Source organism: Cupriavidus sp. SK-4 (assembly GCF_000611125.1).
GTDB lineage: Bacteria > Pseudomonadota > Gammaproteobacteria > Burkholderiales > Burkholderiaceae > Cupriavidus > Cupriavidus necator.
Map to the genome: position 1 here is coordinate 124,030 of NZ_JFJW01000057.1, position 19,156 is coordinate 143,185.

Below are 19,156 nucleotides of genomic sequence, written 5' to 3' on the forward strand. Positions count from 1 at the left end.
GCGCCTCGCATGCAGTTGTGGGCGCGCTAGCGCCCACACTGCTTTTTGTCGTCACCAACAGGCCGCGGCCTGTCGGATCAAGTGGTGGCCGCGGGCGTGTTCGCGCCGCTGTCGTTCAGATCCGCGGGCTTCATCTGGCTCGCATCGGCAGGCATCCTGATCCGGTACCAGATGGCATACATCGCTGGCAGGAACACCAGGGTCAGCACCGTGCCGGCGAAGGTTCCGCCGATCAGCGTATAAGCCAGCGTCCCCCAGAACACTGAATGCGTCAGCGGTATAAAGGCCAGGATTGCCGCCAGCGCGGTCAGGATCACCGGCCGCGCCCGTTGCACCGTGGCTTCGACGACAGCGTCGAACGGCGCCAGTCCCGCGCGCTTGTTCTGGTCGATCTGCCCGATCAGGATCAGGGTGTTGCGCATCAGGATGCCGGACAGTGCGATCAGGCCGACCAGGGCGTTGATGCCGAATGGCTGCTGGAACAGCAGCAAGGTCGGGACTACGCCGATCAGTCCCAGCGGGCTGGTGGCGAGCACCATGACCATGGCTGAGATCGAACGCACTTGCAGGATGATGATCAGCAAGGTCAGGGCAAGCATGATCGGGAACAGCGGCAGCAGGGCCTTGGTGGCCTTGTCGGATTCCTCGGTGGCGCCTGCCTGCTCGATGCGGTAGCCGGCCGGCAGCCTGGCGATGATCGGTTGCAGTTGCTGCAGCACCGCTGCGGACACATCGGGTGGCTGCAGCCCCTCGGCGATGTCGCCGCGCACCGTAATGGTGGGCGTTCGGTCGCGCCGGCGCAGGATCGGGTCTTCCATGCGGACATCGACGGTGCCTACCTGCGACAGCGGAATGCGCTGTCCTGCCGCACCGGTCAACGTGAAGCCGGAAATCTTCTCCGGGTCCAGGCGTATGTCTCCCGCGGCGCGTGCAAGGACCTGCACCGAGCGAATGTCCTCGCGGACTTCGGTGACCGGCAAGCCGTTGAGGAGGAGCTGCAATTGCTGGGCGACGCCGCTGGAAGTCAGGCCGACGGCCTGCAGCCGATCCTGCTGCAGCGTAAAGTGCAAGGCGGGCGCGCGCGGTCCCCAGTCGGTATTGACGGTTCTCATCAGCGGACTGGTGTCCATCACCCGGCGCACGTCCGCCGCAATGGCACGCAGCTTGTCCGGGTCCGGCCCGGCGACGCGGAATGCCACAGGGAAGGGCGAGTAAGGGCCGAATACCAGTTGATTGACGCGCACGCGGGCCTCCGGCGCCAGTCCGTCGGCGATCGCCTGGCGCAGCCTGAGCTTCAGCGCCTCGCGTTCGTCCTGGCTACTGGTCAGCACCACGAGCTTGGCGAACGAGGGATCCGGCAGCTCGGGCGACATGGCGAGGTAGAAGCGGGGCGCGCCCTGGCCGATGTAGGCCGTCACGATCTTCGCCTCTGCCTGCCTGGCGAGCCACGCTTCCACCTTGGACGTGGCCGCGCTGGTCTGGGCGATGGAAGTGCCATAAGGCATCTGGACTTCGACCAGCACCTCGGGGCGGTCGGAAGTCGGGAAGAACTGCTTTTTCACCATGCCCATGCCCAGCACGGACACCACGAAGCTGCCAACCACGACCGCAGCCACGATCCATTTGCGCTGGATCACGCGCCCTAGCACACGTCGGAAGCGGTTGTAGTTCAAGCTGCCGTAGATGGCATCGTGGCCGCCTTCGGCCTTGCCGATCTCAGGCAGCATCTTGACGCCCAGATAAGGCGTGAAGGCGACGGCGACGATCCAGGACACGACCAGTGCAATGCCCACGATCCAGAACATGTTGCTGGTGTATTCGCCGGCCGTGGAACGGGCAAAGCCGTTGGGCATGAAGCCCACCGCCGTCACCAGCGTGCCGGACAGCATCGGCGCGGCGGTGTGGCTCCAGGCGTAGGCGGAGGCGGCAACGCGGCTGTAGCCTTCCTCCATCTTGACCACCATCATCTCGATCGCGATGATGGCGTCGTCCACCAGCAGGCCCAGCGCAAGGATCAGCGCGCCAAGGGTGATGCGGTCAAAGTTCTTGCCGGTGGCCGCCATGACGACGAACACTGCGGCCAGCGTCAGCGGCACAGCCGCTGCCACGACGATGCCGACGCGCCAGCCCATGCTCAGGAAACACACCGCCAGCACCACGAGCAGGGCGACAAAGAACTTGACCATGAACTCATCGACCGATGCGCTGATGTTGACGGACTGGTCGGTCACTTTGGTCAGGCTCATGCCCAGCGGCAACGCTTCATTGATTGCAGACACTTCCGTATCCAGCGCCTTGCCCAGGTCCAGGCCGTTCCAGCCGTCGCGCATGACGATGCCCAGCAGCAGTGCGGGTTCGCCGTTGTTGCGGATCTGGAAGGTCGCCGGATCCTCGTAGCCGCGTTCAACCGTGGCGACATCCGAAAGCTTGAGGGTCCGGCCCTGCGCCACCACTGGCGTGTCCCGGATCTTCTGCAGTTTGTCGAAGGCGCCGTCGAGGCGAATGAAAACCTGGGGACCCGAGGTGTCGATCGAGCCGGCCGCCGTGAGGGCGTTCTGGCTGTTCAGGGCGGCGAAGATGTCCTGTGGCGAGATACCCAGCGTGGCCAGTCGATCATGGGAAAAGGAAACGAAGATGCGTTCGGACTGTTCCCCGATGATGTTCACCTTCTTCACGCCCGCGACGTGCAACAGGCGCTGCCGCAGCGTTTCGGCGTCGCGTACCAGCACCCGCTGTGGCTCGCCTTTTGCCTTCAACGCAAACAGGGCGAAGGTCACGTCCGAATACTCGTCGTTGACGACCGGGCCGATCACGCCGGCAGGCAGGCTACCCGACTCGTCCCTGAGTTTCTTGCGCGCCTGATAGAACTCTTCCTGGACCTCCGAAGGCGGTGTGCTATCGAGCAGGGTCACTGTGGTGAACGCCAGGCCAGGCCGCGTGTAGGTTTCCGTGCGGTCATACCAGCGCAGTTCCTGCATGCGCTTCTCCAGTCTTTCCACCACCTGGTCCTGCATTTCCTGCGCCGTCGCCCCCGGCCAGGCCGTGATGACGGTCATGGTTTTCACCGTGAAGGCGGGATCTTCGGCCCGGCCCAGCTGGAAGAAGGCGATAACGCCGGCCAGCGACACCAGGATGATCAGGAACAGCGTGACGGACCGTTCACGGACAGCGAGTGCCGAAAGATTGAACCCACTCATTGCTGCACTCCACGACCAGGAATCGGGTTGGCCCCGCTTCCGTTTGCTGCGATGCGAACCTGCTCGCCTTCGTGCAGAAGATGGGCGCCGAGGGCAACGATCCGGTCCCCGACCCTGAGTTCACCCGCGACCCGCGCGGCGTCGTCATCCAGACCGCGGACCTTCACCGGGCGCCAGGCGACGCGGTTGAGTTTTTCGTCCAGCACCCACACGCCAGGACCTTTGCCCGGGTCGAAGAGGGCACCGATCGGTACCTGCAGATCGGCTTGCTTCGATGGGCGGATTTCCGGAATCTGGAGGGTAACGGTGGCGCCGAGCGGGGCCTCGGCCAGCGCGCCTTCGAGCACGTACCTGGCTTCGTAGGTGCGGGTCAGCCGGTCCGCCGAGTCGGAAAGCTGCCGGAGTTTCGCCGGTACGGTCAAGGTGTCATTGCCGTATAGCGTCGCCTGGCTTGCTGAACCCACCGGGGGCCGGAGGGTTTCCGGCAGGTGGACGATGGCTTCGCGGCGGCCGGCATGCGCCACGCGTACCACGACCTGGCCGGCGTTGACGACTTGTCCGGCATCGGCCAGCGTCTCCACGACTACGCCGTCGGCGTCAGCGAGCAAAACCGCGTAGCCGGTTGCATTGCGTGCCACATCGGCCTGGGCTTCCGCTGCGTTGAGCTGTGCCCTGGCCGACTCCGCCGCGGCCTTGATCTGGTCATAGGACGACGCCGATACGGCGCCGGACCCGACCAGGTCGCGATACCGGGCCTCATCCTCCGCGGTTTGCCTGGCCCGTGCCCGCGCGGCGACGACTGCCTCCTGCTGTGCGTGCGCCGCCAGCTTCAGGTCGTTCGGGTCGATGCGCATGAGCGGCTGGCCGCGCTTGACGGTCTGGCCGGTGTCCACCAGCCGCTCCAGCACTTTGCCGGAGACACGAAAGCCCAGATCTCCCTGGACCCGGGCGGCAACGATTCCCGTGAATGAACGTGTCGCGGCGGCCGGGTCCTGAACGGTCCCGATTCTGACCAGCGGCGGCTGGCTGCGCGGATCGGGGGGCGCTGTATCGCCGCAGGCGGCTAATACGAGTGGCAACACGCACGCGGCGGCGGATGAGGCAAATCGGCGCTGAAGCATAAGGTCCTCTCAAGCGAGACTGGACCTGGATTATTGTTCTTGTGACCAATTTAGTCAATGGTCACAATAAAAAATGCGCTTGCGATGTGCGCCTTAAGGAGCAAGGCTGCGCAGTATCAGGCCGGAAAGCTGGACGTGGGCTTCCGCGGCAAGATCGAGGTTGTGCTGTAGCAGCAGCGGATCGATGTAAGGGCGCATGACGAGATAGATGCCGTTGGCAGTCTCGTCCAGTGGTGTCTTGCGCTCGAACTCCCCGGACTTGCGACCTTCCAGAACAATCCGCATGACCACTTGCCTGATGTGGTCCTCATAGGTGAGAACAGGCTGCCACCGCTCCTGGGCTGCCGCCGAAGCAATGGCGTAAAGTTTGCGGTCCTGGAAGAAAAGACGGGCGCTGGCCTCCACCAGGGCCTTGAACAGGCGTCGCAGACGTTCCGACGCGGTCGGGACGTCGGCAATGGCTGCATCGACCTCGTCCGTGATGGCGCACAGGCAGTTCGCGCAGATCACTTCCCCGATCGCCTGCTTGGAATCGAAGAACTTGTAGATGTAAGCCTTGGAAAAGCCGATCGCCTTGGCCAGGTCGGAAACCGTCGTCTTCTCGTAGCCGTACAGGCTGAAGTGCTCGGTGGCCGCCTCCACGATCTGGGAGCGGACATTGTGGTCGGCAGGCCCTCGGGAGGGCAGGGTGGTGGGTGTGGTTTCGGTCATGCAGCGAGCTTAACGCTCCAGATGGCGGTTGACAACCAGTGACCATTTTATAATATAGTCACACATTCCTGTTCGCCCTGGATTCGGTGATACCATGCTTACCCATCGCTTTCTTGCCCTGCTGCTGAGTGTCGGCGTATCGACGGGTTGCGCCGTCGGCCCCGACTACAGACAACCGGACGCCCCGCTCCCCGACCGCTACCTGGGCCAGTCCGGCGTCGAACAAAGGCATGCGTCATCCGCTGCCGAGCTCGTCACGTGGTGGGAAGGATTCGGCGATCCGCTGCTGACCCGGCTGGTGTCCTTGGCATTGGATCAGAACCTGGACCTGGCGCAAGCGTCGGCGCGCGTCACCCAGGCACGCGCGGGGCTCGGCGTGGCCAATGCGGCCTTGCTTCCTTCGGGCAGCGCCAGTGCGCAGGCGGCCAGAAACTATCAGTCGATCGAGACGCCCCTTGGGAAGCTGCTCGATGCCACGCCTGGCTTTGACAGGTATGGCAACAGCTACGAGGCCAATCTCGGCGCGACCTGGGAACTGGACGTATTCGGCGGGCTGCGCCGTGGGCGGGAAGCCGCCCTGGCGGAGTACCAGGCATCGACTGCGGGCGCGACCGCGACGCGTCTCGCTGTGGCCGCGCAAACTGCAGATCTCTATATCACCGTGCGCGGACTGCAGTCCCGCATTGCCATCGCCAGGCAGCAAGTGGAGACCCAGCAGAAGCTGCTCTCGACGGTGAGCCTGCTTTACAGCAAAGGGCTTGCAGCCGAACTGGAGGTACGACAGGCCGAAGGCGCGCTCGCTCAGGTCCGCGCTACCGTCCCGGTGCTGGAGACAGGCCTCGATGCAGCGTTGAATGCGCTGGACGTAATGCTTGGTGTTCCGCCCGGCACGTATCGCGCCGAACTGGCCGGCCCTGAAACGATTCCCGCCGCACCGCGGCTCGCCGGAACGGGCTCGCCGGCGGATCTGCTGCGACGCAGGCCCGACCTCATCGTCGCGGAGCGCCGGCTGGCGGCGGCGAACGCACGAATCGGCGTAGCCATTGCGGAGTACTACCCAAAATTCTCGCTCAGTGCCCTGTTGGGCAGCGCCACAACCGTAGCCAGCGGGAACCTCTTTTCCGCGGGAGCAAGCCAGGCAGCAGGCGTGCTGGGCCTGCGCTGGCGTCTGTTTGACTTCGGCCGCATCAATGCACAGATCGAACTGGCCCGAGGGCAGGAGGCAGAAGCGCTGGCGGCATACCGTCAGGCTGTGCTGCGCGCGACCGAAGACGTCGAAAATGCCTTCTCCGCGCTGATCAAGCGTGAAGATCAGGCAGGCACGTTGGCACAAGGCGAGACCTCGCTGACCCAGGCGCGCAATGCATCGCTTGCCGCCTACCAGAAAGGCGTGGTCCGCTTGATTGAGGTCTTGCATGCTGACGAGAGTCTTCTGCGGACGTCCGACGCCAGAGCACAGGCACAGACCGAATCAGCCCGCGCCGCCGTGGCGGCATTCAAGGCGCTCGGCGGGGGGTGGGAACCGGCAGCTACCCTATAGGGCAATACCGCTTTAGTTGCCGGCTTTCTGGTAGTCGCGCACTGGCGTTAGAAACTCCAGCGTGCGTGGTGCTTTCAGCAGATCGGCCAGCACCGCCTCGTATTCGCGCCGGTAGGACGCTTTCAGGTGGTGGTCCCTGAAATGCTGCTCGGTGCAGGCCCAGTTCTCATAGAGAACAAGGGTGTCAGGATCTTCGAGCGAGCGGTGCAGGTACGTGTTGATAAAGTCTGGCTCCTTCGACATCTGGTCGAGGACATAAAGCAGTTTCGACTCGAGCTCGGCGCGCCGCTCGGGCTTGCCCGGCAGATGGACGATAAAGGCAATGGATTGGTTCATGGTGCTGCTCAGGCAGGATGGGCCATCTCATGCGCTGACCGCGCTCATGCCGCGGCCCGCAAAGGCATTGACTTACAGCTGGCTCATGCCACCGTCGGTGATGATTTCCGTGCCGACGATGAAGGCCGATTCCGGCGCCGACAGATGCAGCACCGTCGACGCAATCTCCGCCGGCTGGCCGAAGCGGCCCAGAGGGATCTGGCTCTGGATCTGCGCGGCAGTGGCCGACAGGGTGGCGGCATCCAGGCCCAGCTTGCCGTACAGTGGCGTCGTCACCGGCCCGGGGCTGACCACATTTACCCGGATGCCTGAGCTGAGCAGCTCACCCGACAGAGTCTTGGCCAGCGAGATCAGTGCTGCCTTGCTGGCGGCATACACGGAAGACATCGGCATGCCGAGGCGCGCATTGATCGAGCCGTTCAGCACGATCGACGTGCCCGGGTTCAGCAGCGGCAGCAGCGCCTGGATCTGGAAGTACGCGCCCTTCACGTTGGCGTTGAAGGTGGCGTCCCACAGTGCCTCGTCCACATCGGCAACGGCGGCAAATTTGGCAATGCCGGCGTTGATGAAGACGGCGTCCAGGCGGATGCCGGCGTCGTTCAGTTGGCGAGCCAGGTCGCGCGAGGCCTGCACGGTGCCGGTTTCGTTGCGGATGGCGACGGCCTCGTTGCCGAGCGTGGCGCGGGCGGTCTCCAGTGCCGCTGCGTCGCGGCCGGTAATGACCACGCGGGCCCCTTCCTGGGCGAATGCCTGGGCAGCCGCCAGGCCGATGCCGCTGTTGCCGCCAGTGACCAGAACGGTCTTGCCTTCGAAGCGATTCATGATGTCCTCCAGTTGGAAAAGTTGAACTTGAACAATCGCGTGAGTGCAGTATGGACGCTGGCCTCCGCTTTGCCATACGATCGGTCCGACGAACACGTTCGAAGGAATTGCACATGTTGTCGGAAGACGAATTGGCCCTGCTGGAGGCCATCCGCGAGGCCGGCAGCTTGTCGCGCGCGGCGGCCAGGCTGGGCAAGGCGCCGTCCACGGTGTCGCACGCCGCGCGGCAGCTGGAGCAGCGCTTCGACGCACTTCTGTTCGACCGCCGCCGCTACCGCCTGCAGCTGACGCGTGCCGGCGAATTGCTCACAGAAGAAGCCGCGCGGCTTGCGCAGGATGTCTCGCGCATCACACAGCGCGTGCGGCAGGTCGCCAACGGGTGGGAAGACCGGTTGTGGATCGTGACCGACGAGCTGATGGAATTCGAGTCGCTGATGCCCGTCATGCACGCGTTCGACGCGCTGGAATCCGGCGTGGCGCTGCGCGTCACGCACGAGGTGCTGGCCGGCACCTGGGAAGCGCTGCGGGACGGCCGTGCCGACCTGGTCATCGGTGCCACCAACGAGCCGCCCGCCATCCCTAACCTGGGGTGGTTCGAGCTGGGCGTGATCGAATGGGTGTTTGCGGTCTCGCCCCGGCATCCGCTGGCGGCCGCGCGCGAACCACTGACGCGCGAGGAGATCGCCCGCCATCGTGCAGTGGTGGTGGCCGATTCATCACGCCTCACGGGCGGCCGCGCTTATGGCATGGTGGGCGGACAGCGCTTGCTGGCCGTGCCGAGCATGCGAGCCAAGACCCTGGCGCAGCGCGATGGCCTGGGGATCGGCTGGCTGCCCAGGCACCGGGTCGGCTCGCTGCTGCAGCGCGGCGAACTGATAGAGAAGCGCACCGCCGACCCGCGCGAGCCCAACCTGCTCTACGTGGGCTGGCGCGGCGATCACGAAGGCCGCGCGCTGCAATGGTGGCTGGAGCAGTTGCGACGGCCTCGGCTGGCCAGGCTGCTGGTGCGGGGCGTCGACGCCTACGCGTAGCTGGCAGGGCAGCGTCCTACCACCTAAAGTAGCTTGTGGCTTTGCGGTACCAGGCAAGGAGAATCGTGATGGCTCAAGGATTCGACGCGATCATCATCGGCACCGGCCAAGCCGGCCCCGCACTCGCCGCGCGGCTGGCCGGCGCGGGCATGAAAACGGCCATCATCGAGCGCGCGCGCTTTGGCGGCACCTGCGTGAACACCGGCTGCATTCCCACCAAGACCCTCATCGCAAGCGCGTACGCGGCGCAACTGGCGCGGCGGGCTGGCGAGTACGGTGTGACCATCGGCGGGCCGGTCGCCGTCGACATGAAGCAAGTGAAGGCACGCAAGGACGAGATCTCCGGCCGTTCCAGCAATGGTGTGGAACAGTGGATGCGCGGCTTGGAGAACGGCACGGTCTATCAGGGTCACGCCCGCTTCGAAAGCGCGCATGGTGTGCGGGTCAACGGCGAACTGCTGGAAGCCGACCGGATTTTCGTGAACGTCGGTGGCCGGGCCCTGGTTCCGCCCATGCCCGGGCTGGACCAGGTGCCGTACCTCACCAACTCGGGCATGATGGAGGTGGATTTCCTGCCGGAGCACCTGATCGTCATCGGCGGCAGCTACGTGGGCCTCGAGTTTGGCCAGATGTTTCGGCGTTTTGGGGCCAGGGTGACCGTTGTCGAAAAAGGCCCGCGCCTGATCCAGCGCGAAGACGAGGATGTATCGCAGGCAGTGCGGGAGATCCTGGAAGCCGAGGGGATCGAAATCCGGCTCAATGCCAACTGCCTGAGCGCACGCAGGGAAGGCGATCACATTGCGGTCGGGCTGGATTGTTCGGATGGGGCGCGCGATGTCCACGGCTCGCACCTGCTGCTGGCGGTGGGGCGCGTGCCCAACACGGAGGACCTGGGGCTGGACCAGGCCGGGGTCGAGACCGACGCTCGCGGTTATATCCAGGTAGACGAACAGTTGCGCACCAACGTCCCTGGCATCTGGGCGCTTGGCGATTGCAATGGCCGCGGTGCGTTCACGCATACCTCATACAACGACTATGAGATCGTCGCTGCCAACCTTCTCGACAACGATCCCCGCAAGCTGACGGACCGCATTGCAGCCTATGCCATGTTCATCGACCCTCCGCTCGGCCGCGCCGGCATGACCGAAGCAGAAGCCCGGCAATCCGGACGCAGGCTGCTGGTCGGCTCCCGCCCCATGAGCCGCGTCGGGCGAGCCGTGGAGAAGGGCGAGAGCCAGGGCTTCATGAAGGTCGTGGTCGACGCCGATACCCGCATGATCCTGGGTGCCGCGATCCTCGGCGTGACCGGCGACGAGGTTATTCACTCACTGCTCGACATCATGTATGCCAAGGCCCCCTATACCATCATCAGCCGCGCGATGCACATCCATCCCACGGTGTCAGAGCTGGTACCGACGCTGCTGCAGGAGCTGCGGCTACAGGCCTAGGTACTGCGTCCTTCAGAGCAGTTTGCACGCCTCGTCGAATTCCAGGCGGGGGCTGCGCGGAAACAGCTTGGCAGGGTCGCCATAGCCGAGATTGCACAGGAAGTTCGATTTCACATGACTGTCCGGGAAGTATTCGAGCTGGAAGGTATTCTCCTTCGGGGCCGCGGGAAAGAACTCGTGATCGACCTTGGCATTGTCGAAGCCGGACATCGGCCCGCAGTCGAGCCCCAGCGAGCGGGCGGCAATCATGAAGTAAGCGCCCTGCAGGGAGCTGTTTCGCCTCGCGGTAGTCAGCGCAAGCTCAGGGGTTTCGGCGAACCACGAGCGTGCATCCGCATGCGGAAACAGCTTGGGCAGAAGTTCGTAGAACTTGATGTCATAGGCGATGATGGCTGTGACCGGAGCAGCCATGGTTTTCTCGACATTGCCCGGCGCCAGCGCGGGCAACAGGCGCTGCTTGGCCTCAGGGGTACGCAGGAACAGAATACGCGCGGGAGAGCAGTTGGCGCTGGTCGGCGCCCATTTCATCAAGTCATAGAGCTGCCGCAGGGTTTCGTCGCTCACGGGCTGGTTTAGCCATGCGCTGTGCGTGCGAGCCTCGCGAAAGAGCAGATCCATGCCTTCTTCACTCAAGCGCTTGTTCATGGTTATCTCCTGAAACGAAATGGGACCACGCGGCCGCCCGGCCGGGCCGCCGCTTCCGTCTAGCATAGGCAGCGCCGCTCGCCGCCGCACCGCCGGCTTTCGCATGGATCCGCAGGGCTTGTCCGCGCCATTGGCATGTGCCGCGCGGGCAGGGGCTCAGGTATCCGAAAAGCCGCTTTGGCACGCCGGGCGAAACGCGCAGTGATCCGGTCGAAGTGACGATTGCCGGCCCTGGGGCTCGGGGCGATCCTGGCGAACACCTGGTGCACCTGTGCCACGAAAAATGGGGGAGCAATGGGCGAGAAGACAAAAGCTCGTACAAACACATACGCCGCGCGCCTGTCATTGTGAAACCACTCGTCTGCGCTTGCCTGCCTGGCTTCCTCAAGCTGGCCGGGCGCGCGACGCATCGGTTCACGTAGCAAATGGCAGGAGTCATCACCATGGAAACCCCAACCCCCAGCGGAAATCCCTTGCAGGATCTTTCCGCCAATCTGGCAGCCATTGCCGAGCGCGTCGGCCAGAGTGTCGTCGCGGTGCACGGGCGGCATCGCTTTCCCTCCAGTGGAGTCATCTGGCAACCCGGCGTGGTGGTCACGGCCGCGCATACGCTCAGGCAGGAAGACGGCATTGAAGTCACCCTGGCCGATGGCCGTACCGTGGCGGCCGTCCTGGCGGGACGGGACCCTGGCACCGACCTGGCCGTACTGAGGCTCGATGGCGTGGCGTCGAACCCGGTCGAGACCGGTGATGCGCGCTCCCTGAAGGCAGGCCACCTGGTGCTCGCGGTGGCGCGAGTGGACCGGCTTGGCACCAGCGCGGACTTCGGCGTTGTCGGCACTGCCGGCGGTCCATGGCGTACCTGGCGAGGCGGGCAGTTCGACGCCTTCGTGCGGCTGGACGGCGGCCTGCGCCCCGGATTCTCCGGAGCGGCCCTGGCGGATATGCAGAGGCGGGTCATGGGCCTGTGCACATCGGCGCTCGCGTCTGGCGCCGGCATCCTGATTCCGGCTGCGACCGTGGCGCGCGTGAGCGGCGAACTGCTGAGCAAAGGACGTGTCTCGCACGGTTACCTCGGCGTGGGCACGCAGCCGGTGAACCTGTCGGAGTCTTGGGTGACGAAGCTGAATCTGGCGTCCGGGCGCGGGTTGCTGGTGGTATCGCTTGCGGCGGGCGGGCCCGCGGAGCAAGCCGGGGTGCTGATCGGGGATGTGCTGGTCGAACTGGATGGCAACCCATGCCAAGACATGGACGACGTCCATGCCGCGCTGGGCGGCGACCGCATCGGGCAGTTGCTGAAGATCGGGCTGATCCGGGGTGGCGAGCGCAGCGAGTGCTCGGTCACGGTGGGCGAACGCCAGCAACGGAAGTCGTGCGGCTGAGATTCATGCAAGCCGTCGCATGCCGGATGCCAGGATGACACCGATGAGCCCGGTCAGGGTCGCCGTGGTCGCCGCCTCGCCGCAGGCGCGCGCAAGCCTGCAGGCGCTTGTCGAGGCGGCGCCGGCGCTGGATTTCGCAGGCTGCGCGGCCGACGCCGCAGGGATCGCCGACCGCTTTGCCGGGGACGTGCCGGATGTGGTCGTGGTCGAACTTGAGCCGCAGGCCGGTGACCTGCCGGCGCCGGAGGCGGGCCGCGATCCCGCAGCGCCGGCGCTGGTCCTGCTCACCGACGAGACGGACAGCGACTGGGCCCATGAGGCACTGGGAGCCAGCGCCACGGCACTGCTGCCGCGCGACGCGACGCCCGGCGAAATCATCGCCGCGATCGAAGCTGTGGCCGCGGGACTTTGCGTGCTGTCCCCGGAGATCCTCGCCAGGCTGCTGGCGCAGCGCAGGGCACCTCGCCAGACGGCATCCGCGGCTCTGACCGAAACGCTCACCCCACGTGAGCTTGAAGTGCTGGCCATGCTCGCCGAAGGGCTTGGCAACAAGGAAATCGCGCGCCAACTCGACATATCGGACAACACGGTGAAGTTCCACCTCTCCACCATTTTCGGCAAGCTCGGCGCAAGCAGCCGTACCGAGGCTGTATTGCAGGGCATGCGGCACGGCCTCATCATGGTGTAGGAGGCTCAGCCCGGAGTCACATCACCAGCGCATCAGAGGAACGGCGCAATGTTCGCCATCGCGCGCGTCACGTAGGCCTCCTTCTCGCCCACTGGCGCCACATAGTCGATCGCGCTGCGTGCAGCCTCGACGCCTTCCAGGCGGGCGATGAACCAGGCGGCCAGGTACTGCGACGCCAGGCACCCGCCGGCGGTTGCAACGTTTCCCTTGGCGACAAACGGCTGATCGAGCACAGCCACGCCGGCCTCCACTACCCATGGCTTGGAGATCAGGTCCGTACAGGCCGGAACGTCGTTCACCAAGCCCAGTTTGGCGAGTATGAGCGTGCCCGAGCATTGCGCGCCCAACAACTGGCGCGCCGGGTCGAAGCGGAGTTGCGACATCAGCGCGGCATCGGCGACGACGTCCCGGGTTCGGATCCCGCTACCCACCAGCACAGCGTCCGCGTCGCATGCGTCCTGCAGCGATGCTTGCGCCTCCATCACCACACCATTCAGCGAACGCACCTTGGCCGCCGGACTGGCGATCGAAACCCGCCAGCCGGGCCGCCTGACCCGGTTGAGGATGGCGAGCGCGACCAGCGAGTCGAGTTCGTTGAAACCTTCGAAGGTCAGGATGGCGATGTGCATGGGGGCCTCGTGAGTGGAGACGTTGGGTTGCGCCATCGTAGAGCCGACAATCAGTACATTCAAATAATTGTTATAGATACGCTCAGGCTGCGTCCTGCGGGTCCGCAAACGTAGCCATTCGCAGGATCGCTTCCCTGAGCTCCGACCTGAGTTGCGCAACCAGCTCCGCGGCCGGCAGGGACCTGGCCAGAGGCGCTGCCTGCCCGGCCCACTGCGCTGCGTACTCCGCGCTGCCCGTGGCCTTGGCCGCGGCGTGAAGCGCCTTTCCCGCGTCATATGCGATCGGGTAGTCCGGCACCGGAGGTGCGTCGGCGGCGATGCCGAGTGCCGTGAGCCGGTTGGTGAAGCCCCTGGCCGCGCGGCCCGATATGGCGCGGGTGAGCGTGGTCGGGCGCGGTTGGGGTGCGGTCAGCGCCGCGCGATAGGCGGCATCGGCAGATGACTCCGGGCAGGCGACGAATGCCGTGCCAAGCTGGGCGGCTTGCGCCCCGAGAGCCAGCACCGCGGCAATGCCTGCCCCGTCCATGATGCCGCCCGAGGCAATCACCGGTAGCTTCGTGCCCAGCACCAGAAGACGCACCAGAGCCAGCGTGCCGAGGCCTTCGTCGTATCCATCGGTGTCGAAGGCGCCGCGGTGTCCCCCGGCTTCAATGCCTTGCGCGACGATGGCGTCCACGCCGGCGGCCTCTATCTGGCGGGCCTCATGCAGGGACGTTGCACTGGCCAGCAGCACAACGCCGGCCCCGCGCAGCGCGTCAATTTTCTGCTGGGCGGGAAGGCCAAAATGAAAGCTCACAACCGCTGGCTTTTCTTCCAGCAGCATCTGGTACATGGCGTCGTCGGCCACGAAACTCTTGTAGATCTCGCGCAAGCTGGCGGGGGTGGTCGCGCCGTGCTCGGCAAACTGGGCGGCAAGGTAGCTGAGCCAGGCCTGCTCGCGGACCTCATCGGCCTTGGCGGGGGCGTGGCAGAACAGGTTGACGTTGAATGGTTTCCCGGTCAGCGCTCTGGTCTCGCGGATGGTCTTGCGTGCGGCTTCGGCGTCCATTGCCCCGACACCAAGCGAGCCCAGCCCGCCGGCCTCTGACACGGCTGCAGCCATGGCCGCTGTGCTGACACCGGCCATGGGCGCCTGGATGATGGGCGTGGAAATGCGCAGGATCGAAAGAAGGTTGCCGCGGTGGCTGGAAGGCCTGGAAGTGTCCATGAGAGTCTCTTTCTCTTTTGAAGTGCAGGATTCCGCTCGGGAAATTATCGAAGGCGAGGCTGTATCGGAGGGTATCGAGAATGCCACGAAATCTCGCGGCGTGAGAAGTTGCTGCGGCATTCGCAATGCATTGTTCATCGCGCGACGCATCCGGACCTGTCGGTGCGGGGCAAGGTGGCTTACCGCACGCGCCCCGCATTGCATGCTTGGGATACCCGGCAACTATCGACTAGCTTGGAAGCCTTGGGGCCGCTTCAATGGGGATCATGATGAAGACGATCACAGGGCGCCTGGTCACGATTGTTTCCGTGGGCATAGCAGCGGGCCTTCTTGCCGCAAGCGGCGCGTGGGCCTCTGACATCGTCTGCAAACCAACTGCGCGCGAAACCCCCGTCCGCTGCAACAACCCGGATGGCTCCGGGGTGAGATGCAACCTTGCGACGGACGAGGCCGGTCCGCGGGTGCGTCCGCGGCACCTGATCTGCGATTCGTCCAGGCTGTCAGAGCGCTACGAGCGCATCTACGCCGAGCAGCAGAGGATGCTGCGCAAGGGCAGGATCGTGGACTCGGACATCGCGGCGTGGCGCAGCCGGCGCGATGCCTGCGACTCGGTACGCTGCCTGGAAAGCATGTTTGCCAAATTCTGGCGGGAGCGGGATTCGATGCGAATCGCGCCGGGCCGGTCCGACGCTGCGAATCAAGCTGCAACGGCCAGGTCGACCCCGGCCAGCCAGGAGGCGCCACAGCCGCCTGCGGCGGCTTCCGCACCGGCCCCACAGGCCTCAACGCAGATCCCTGAGCCGACGCAGCGCGTGCAAGAAGAGCCGCCGCCGGCAGAGCCGCTTGCCATGTCGGCCGGAGCGGAACCCGTAGAACCAGTACGGCCGGCGGCTCCCGCTGTCGAAACGCTGCCGGTCTGGCAAGGCACAACTCCTCCCATTGCCGAGAACAAGAACAGCACCCCGGCCAAGTCCTATCCGGCAGCACTTGCCGTGGAGAGCCTGGTTTCCGGACTGGTCGTGATGGGCACGGGTTTCCTGTGGACGCGCCGTGCCGCGCGCGCACAGGATCGGACGCGTTTCGCCATCCCCGCGGCCGTGGTGGTCGTCTATGGCTTGCTGCTTGTGAATGCGCTGCTGCTGCCGTTTACGCTTGCCGTGAAGTGAGGACACTGGCGCGTTACCGACAATGCATGGCTCCGCATCTTGAGCAGGCAGTGGCCATCGGGGCCCGGCGCGCAGCAGCTACGCATGGATACGCTGCACCGGCGTTCAACGCCCCTTGAAAATCGGGTGCCGGGCGCAAACCGACAGCACGATGCGCTCGGACTGCGCCAGGTAGTCGTTGAGGGCTGCGGCACACTCTGCGAGCTTGCCCGACTCGAACAACTGCAGGATGTGCTGGTTCAGCTCGACATATGGGCCATGCAGGAATTCCGGATCCTGCAGCATGCCGAATGCCAGGCGCAGCTCGGCGAGCAGGTGGGAGAACATCACGTTCAGCCGCTCGCTGTCGGCCAGTTCCACGATGGCCATATGGAACTCCATATTGGCGGTGCCCGCGCCTTGCCAGTCGCCGCTGTCGCGGCAGCGCAGCCCCATTTCCACCGCTTCGCGCAGGTGCTTCCTGGCCGGATGGCTGGGGTAGGCCTGGGCGATGGCCTGGCACTCGATCATGCGGCGCACGCGGTAGATGTCGATGATGGCCGCGATGCTGGGAATTGCCACCGATACCCCGCGGTTGGGTTCGTGCTTGAGCAGGCCCTCCTTGGTCAGCACGCGAAAGGTCTCGCGCAAGGTATTGCGCGAGATCTGCAGGCTCTCGCTAAGCGCGGCTTCCGACAAGCGCTGCCCGGGCGCGAATTCGCCATGCACGATGCGCTGGCGAATCTGCTCCGTGACCCGCTCGGCCAGATTTCTTACGTCAGTACTGGATGTCATGTTGGCTTGCGTCGGGGCGACAGGTTCCGGCATGCCCCCGTGCGGCGATGTTATCTCACTTTGTTGAACAATAGGCACAAGATTGGTGCGAAGGATGCCCTGCAAACGTGACTTAGGTGTATACGAGAATCGAACAACAGCCAATATTGTTCAACAATAAGTCACGGTGGTTGAGTCATACGTGCAGATAAATGAACATGGCATGTGTTTTGCTAAACAGCGGTTGGTGTGCAGGGCCGCTGGATAGTGGTCTTGCTCGCTACCGGAACTTCGTCGTGAAGACAGCGCGACGAGCCTTGTCCACGATTTGTCCTTATCCATAGTGAGCGCAACCATGTGGCTTAAAGAAACAAACCAGGCGGAGCGCAAGACGCTCTTTGCCGCCTTCGTCGGCTATGGGGTCGATGCCTTCGACTACATGATCTACACCTTCATGATCCCCACCTTCATCCTGGTGTGGGGCATGACCAAGGCCGAGGCGGGCTACATCGCGACGGGCGCGCTCATCAGCTCGGCCATCGGCGGCTGGCTGGCCGGCATCCTGGCCGACAAATATGGTCGCGTGCGGATCCTGCAGCTGACCGTGCTCTGGTTCAGTTTCTTTACGTTCCTGAGCGGCTTCACCCAGTCCCCCGAGCAACTGTTCGTGACCCGCATGCTGCAAGGGCTGGGCTTTGGCGGCGAATGGTCGGTCGGTTCCTTGCTGATCGCCGAGATGATCCGGGCCCGCCACCGCGGCAAGGCGGTCGGACTGGTGCAAAGCAGCTGGGCCATCGGCTGGGGCCTGTCGGCGATTGCATTCTGGGCGGTCTATGCCGTGTTCGAGCAGCAATACGCATGGCGCGTGCTGTTCTGGGCCGGCGTGCTGCCGGCGATCTTTATCCTGTATATCCGCCGCAATATCTCCGAGCCCGAGGTGTATCAGGAAACCAGGGCCAAGCTGGCCCGCACCGGGCAAAGCAATAACTTCATGCTGATCTTCAAGCCCGGCGTGCTGCGCGTGACGGTGCTGGCAAGCCTGCTGGCGACCGGCATGCAAGGTGCCTACTATTCGGTGACGACCTGGCTGCCCACCTACCTCAAGATGGAGCGCAATCTCTCCGTGCTCAACACCAGCGGCTACCTGATGGTGCTGATCGCCGGGTCCTTCGCCGGCTACCTGACCAGCGCCTGGCTGTCCGACCGCCTGGGGCGCCGGCGCTGCTTCATGCTGTTTGCGGTGAGCGCGGCCTTCCTCGTGATCTGCTATACACAGTTGCCGATCACCGACGCTGCGATGCTGGTGCTGGGTTTCCCGCTGGGCTTCTTCCTGTCCGGCATCTTCTCGGGGATGGGGGCCTACCTGACGGAGCTGTATCCGAGCCATATCCGCGGCTCCGGCCAGGGCTTCTGCTACAACTTTGGCCGTGCGGTCGGTTCCATATTCCCGGCCATGATCGGGCATATGAGCGCATCGATGTCGCTGGGTGTTGCCATCGGCTATCTCGCCGCCGGTGCCTATGGGCTGGTCGTCATCGCCTGCCTGCTGCTGCCGGAAACGCAAGGGCGCGAACTGCTCGCCGAAGCCGGGGCCGAGGCCGAGGCTGCGCATTGATCTGATCCAAGACACTGGAGCAACCCTCATGCAAGATTCCGCACTGGAACGCGCCCGCATCGCCGCCGTGAACGCCGCGCGCGAAGCGCGCGCAAGCTACCGTGCCGGCACAGTACAGCCTACCGCCGGCATTGCACCGGGGATGACCCAAGCCAACATGATCGCGTTGCCGCGCGACTGGGCCTGGGACTTCCTGCTGTACGCGCAGCGCAACCCCAAGGCCTGTCCCGTGCTCGACGTGATCGAAGCGGGTGCACAGCAGACCGTGTTGGCGCAAGGGGCGGATATCCGCACCGACATCCCTCTGTATCGAGTGTGGCGCGACGGCAAGCTGGTGGAGGAGGTGGCGGATGCCACGCCCCTGTGGACTGAGCATCCGGATCTGGTCACCTTCCTGATCGGCTGCAGCTTCACCTTCGAGACGCCGCTGCAAGAGGCAGGCATCGAGGTGCGGCATATCGCCGATGGTTCCAACGTGCCGATGTACCGCACCAACCGTCAGTGTCGCCCGGCTGGCCGCCTGCATGGCGAGATGGTCGTGTCCATGCGGCCCATCCCTGCGCATCGGGTTGCCGATGCGGTTTCCATCAGCGCACGCTTCCCGTCGGTGCACGGCTCGCCCGTCCATGTCGGCGATCCGGCCGCGCTCGGCATTGCCGACCTCGCCAGGCCTGACTTTGGTGACGCCGTGCGTATCGAGCCGGGCGAGATCCCGGTGTTCTGGGCTTGCGGCGTCACGCCCCAGGCGGCCGTGATGGCGTCGGGCGTGCCGTTCGCCGTGACGCATGCGCCGGGCCACATGTTCATTACCGACGTGCCAGACAGCACGTATCACGTCTAGGACCCCCGGGTCATTGCGGAGCTC

17 protein-coding genes are annotated in these 19,156 nt (G+C 64.8%); 8 read left to right on the plus strand and 9 right to left on the minus strand.

All coding sequences use genetic code 11. From position 1 onward, the window contains the following. Positions 1–77: 77 nt before the first annotated feature. The 3 genes from CF68_RS11830 to CF68_RS11840 form a co-directional block, all read right to left on the minus strand. Positions 78–3,197, minus strand: coding sequence for an efflux RND transporter permease subunit (locus CF68_RS11830; protein WP_035818794.1), 3,120 nt, complete (start codon positions 3,195–3,197; stop codon positions 78–80). Further along, positions 3,194–4,318 (minus strand): efflux RND transporter periplasmic adaptor subunit, encoded by a 1,125-nt coding sequence (locus tag CF68_RS11835; RefSeq protein ID WP_035818796.1) that lies wholly within the window; start codon positions 4,316–4,318, stop codon positions 3,194–3,196. The genes CF68_RS11830 and CF68_RS11835 overlap by 4 nt, the downstream gene beginning before the upstream one ends. 93 nt (positions 4,319–4,411) lie before the next feature. After that, on the minus strand, positions 4,412–5,029 hold the full coding sequence (locus CF68_RS11840) for a TetR/AcrR family transcriptional regulator (protein WP_035818798.1): 618 nt from the start codon (positions 5,027–5,029) through the stop codon (positions 4,412–4,414). A gap of 94 nt (positions 5,030–5,123) precedes the next feature. Between CF68_RS11840 and CF68_RS11845 the strand changes: the two genes are divergently transcribed. After that, positions 5,124–6,569, plus strand: a complete 1,446-nt coding sequence (locus CF68_RS11845) for an efflux transporter outer membrane subunit (RefSeq protein WP_035818800.1) — start codon at positions 5,124–5,126, stop codon at positions 6,567–6,569. A gap of 12 nt (positions 6,570–6,581) precedes the next feature. On the opposite strand, the gene CF68_RS11850 is transcribed toward CF68_RS11845, so the two are convergent. After that, on the minus strand, positions 6,582–6,905 hold the full coding sequence (locus tag CF68_RS11850) for a putative quinol monooxygenase (protein ID WP_035818803.1): 324 nt from the start codon (positions 6,903–6,905) through the stop codon (positions 6,582–6,584). Between the two features lie 72 nt (positions 6,906–6,977). Continuing rightward, positions 6,978–7,727, minus strand: a complete 750-nt coding sequence (locus CF68_RS11855) for an SDR family oxidoreductase (RefSeq protein WP_035818805.1) — start codon at positions 7,725–7,727, stop codon at positions 6,978–6,980. Between the two features lie 113 nt (positions 7,728–7,840). On the opposite strand from CF68_RS11855, the gene CF68_RS11860 reads away from it, so the two are divergent. Beyond that, on the plus strand, positions 7,841–8,758 hold the full coding sequence (locus CF68_RS11860) for a LysR family transcriptional regulator (RefSeq protein ID WP_035818807.1): 918 nt from the start codon (positions 7,841–7,843) through the stop codon (positions 8,756–8,758). Between the two features lie 68 nt (positions 8,759–8,826). Continuing rightward, positions 8,827–10,206 carry an FAD-containing oxidoreductase gene (locus tag CF68_RS11865; RefSeq protein WP_035818809.1) on the plus strand — a complete coding sequence of 460 codons (1,380 nt, stop codon included), beginning with the start codon at positions 8,827–8,829 and terminating at the stop codon, positions 10,204–10,206. Positions 10,207–10,218: 12 nt separating this feature from the next. Here CF68_RS11865 and CF68_RS11870 read toward each other — a convergent pair whose 3' ends face one another. Next, positions 10,219–10,851 carry a malonic semialdehyde reductase gene (locus CF68_RS11870; protein ID WP_035818811.1) on the minus strand — a complete coding sequence of 211 codons (633 nt, stop codon included), beginning with the start codon at positions 10,849–10,851 and terminating at the stop codon, positions 10,219–10,221. Between the two features lie 443 nt (positions 10,852–11,294). On the opposite strand from CF68_RS11870, the gene CF68_RS11875 reads away from it, so the two are divergent. Together CF68_RS11875 and CF68_RS11880 are read left to right on the plus strand one after the other, a co-directional pair. Beyond that, positions 11,295–12,233: a S1C family serine protease gene (locus CF68_RS11875; RefSeq protein WP_051591502.1), complete on the plus strand. Its 939-nt coding sequence runs from the start codon at positions 11,295–11,297 to the stop codon at positions 12,231–12,233. Between the two features lie 43 nt (positions 12,234–12,276). Next, positions 12,277–12,921: a response regulator transcription factor gene (locus tag CF68_RS11880; protein WP_084187193.1), complete on the plus strand. Its 645-nt coding sequence runs from the start codon at positions 12,277–12,279 to the stop codon at positions 12,919–12,921. 32 nt (positions 12,922–12,953) lie between these two features. Here the strand turns inward: CF68_RS11880 and CF68_RS11885 are convergent, their stop codons facing one another. Continuing rightward, positions 12,954–13,550 carry a DJ-1/PfpI family protein gene (locus tag CF68_RS11885; RefSeq protein WP_035818817.1) on the minus strand — a complete coding sequence of 199 codons (597 nt, stop codon included), beginning with the start codon at positions 13,548–13,550 and terminating at the stop codon, positions 12,954–12,956. An 82-nt stretch (positions 13,551–13,632) separates the two neighbouring features. Beyond that, the gene (locus CF68_RS11890; protein WP_035818819.1) at positions 13,633–14,757 is read right to left on the minus strand and encodes a nitronate monooxygenase family protein; all 1,125 of its coding nucleotides are present in this window, start codon (positions 14,755–14,757) and stop codon (positions 13,633–13,635) included. Between the two features lie 266 nt (positions 14,758–15,023). Here CF68_RS11890 and CF68_RS11895 point away from each other — a divergent pair, with 266 nt between their 5' ends. Further along, positions 15,024–15,923 (plus strand): hypothetical protein, encoded by a 900-nt coding sequence (locus CF68_RS11895; RefSeq protein WP_051591508.1) that lies wholly within the window; start codon positions 15,024–15,026, stop codon positions 15,921–15,923. Positions 15,924–16,028: 105 nt separating this feature from the next. Here the strand turns inward: CF68_RS11895 and CF68_RS11900 are convergent, their stop codons facing one another. Further along, positions 16,029–16,697: a GntR family transcriptional regulator gene (locus CF68_RS11900; protein WP_035818821.1), complete on the minus strand. Its 669-nt coding sequence runs from the start codon at positions 16,695–16,697 to the stop codon at positions 16,029–16,031. Between the two features lie 334 nt (positions 16,698–17,031). Here CF68_RS11900 and CF68_RS11905 point away from each other — a divergent pair, with 334 nt between their 5' ends. Together CF68_RS11905 and CF68_RS11910 are read left to right on the plus strand one after the other, a co-directional pair. Further along, complete coding sequence (locus tag CF68_RS11905; RefSeq protein WP_035818824.1) at positions 17,032–18,291, plus strand: MFS transporter; 1,260 nt, start codon at positions 17,032–17,034, stop codon at positions 18,289–18,291. Between the two features lie 28 nt (positions 18,292–18,319). After that, on the plus strand, positions 18,320–19,132 hold the full coding sequence (locus CF68_RS11910) for a putative hydro-lyase (protein ID WP_035818827.1): 813 nt from the start codon (positions 18,320–18,322) through the stop codon (positions 19,130–19,132). The last annotated feature ends 24 nt before the right edge of the window (positions 19,133–19,156 follow it).

Coding starts and splice junctions, on each gene's coding strand:
- CF68_RS11830 (WP_035818794.1), bottom strand. CDS start 3,197: ATGAGTGGGTTCAATCTTTCGGCACTCGCTGTCCGTGAACGGTCCGTC.
- CF68_RS11835 (WP_035818796.1), bottom strand. CDS start 4,318: ATGCTTCAGCGCCGATTTGCCTCATCCGCCGCCGCGTGCGTGTTGCCA.
- CF68_RS11840 (WP_035818798.1), bottom strand. CDS start 5,029: ATGACCGAAACCACACCCACCACCCTGCCCTCCCGAGGGCCTGCCGAC.
- CF68_RS11845 (WP_035818800.1), top strand. CDS start 5,124: ATGCTTACCCATCGCTTTCTTGCCCTGCTGCTGAGTGTCGGCGTATCG.
- CF68_RS11850 (WP_035818803.1), bottom strand. CDS start 6,905: ATGAACCAATCCATTGCCTTTATCGTCCATCTGCCGGGCAAGCCCGAG.
- CF68_RS11855 (WP_035818805.1), bottom strand. CDS start 7,727: ATGAATCGCTTCGAAGGCAAGACCGTTCTGGTCACTGGCGGCAACAGC.
- CF68_RS11860 (WP_035818807.1), top strand. CDS start 7,841: ATGTTGTCGGAAGACGAATTGGCCCTGCTGGAGGCCATCCGCGAGGCC.
- CF68_RS11865 (WP_035818809.1), top strand. CDS start 8,827: ATGGCTCAAGGATTCGACGCGATCATCATCGGCACCGGCCAAGCCGGC.
- CF68_RS11870 (WP_035818811.1), bottom strand. CDS start 10,851: ATGAACAAGCGCTTGAGTGAAGAAGGCATGGATCTGCTCTTTCGCGAG.
- CF68_RS11875 (WP_051591502.1), top strand. CDS start 11,295: ATGGAAACCCCAACCCCCAGCGGAAATCCCTTGCAGGATCTTTCCGCC.
- CF68_RS11880 (WP_084187193.1), top strand. CDS start 12,277: ATGAGCCCGGTCAGGGTCGCCGTGGTCGCCGCCTCGCCGCAGGCGCGC.
- CF68_RS11885 (WP_035818817.1), bottom strand. CDS start 13,550: ATGCACATCGCCATCCTGACCTTCGAAGGTTTCAACGAACTCGACTCG.
- CF68_RS11890 (WP_035818819.1), bottom strand. CDS start 14,757: ATGGACACTTCCAGGCCTTCCAGCCACCGCGGCAACCTTCTTTCGATC.
- CF68_RS11895 (WP_051591508.1), top strand. CDS start 15,024: ATGATGAAGACGATCACAGGGCGCCTGGTCACGATTGTTTCCGTGGGC.
- CF68_RS11900 (WP_035818821.1), bottom strand. CDS start 16,697: ATGACATCCAGTACTGACGTAAGAAATCTGGCCGAGCGGGTCACGGAG.
- CF68_RS11905 (WP_035818824.1), top strand. CDS start 17,032: ATGTGGCTTAAAGAAACAAACCAGGCGGAGCGCAAGACGCTCTTTGCC.
- CF68_RS11910 (WP_035818827.1), top strand. CDS start 18,320: ATGCAAGATTCCGCACTGGAACGCGCCCGCATCGCCGCCGTGAACGCC.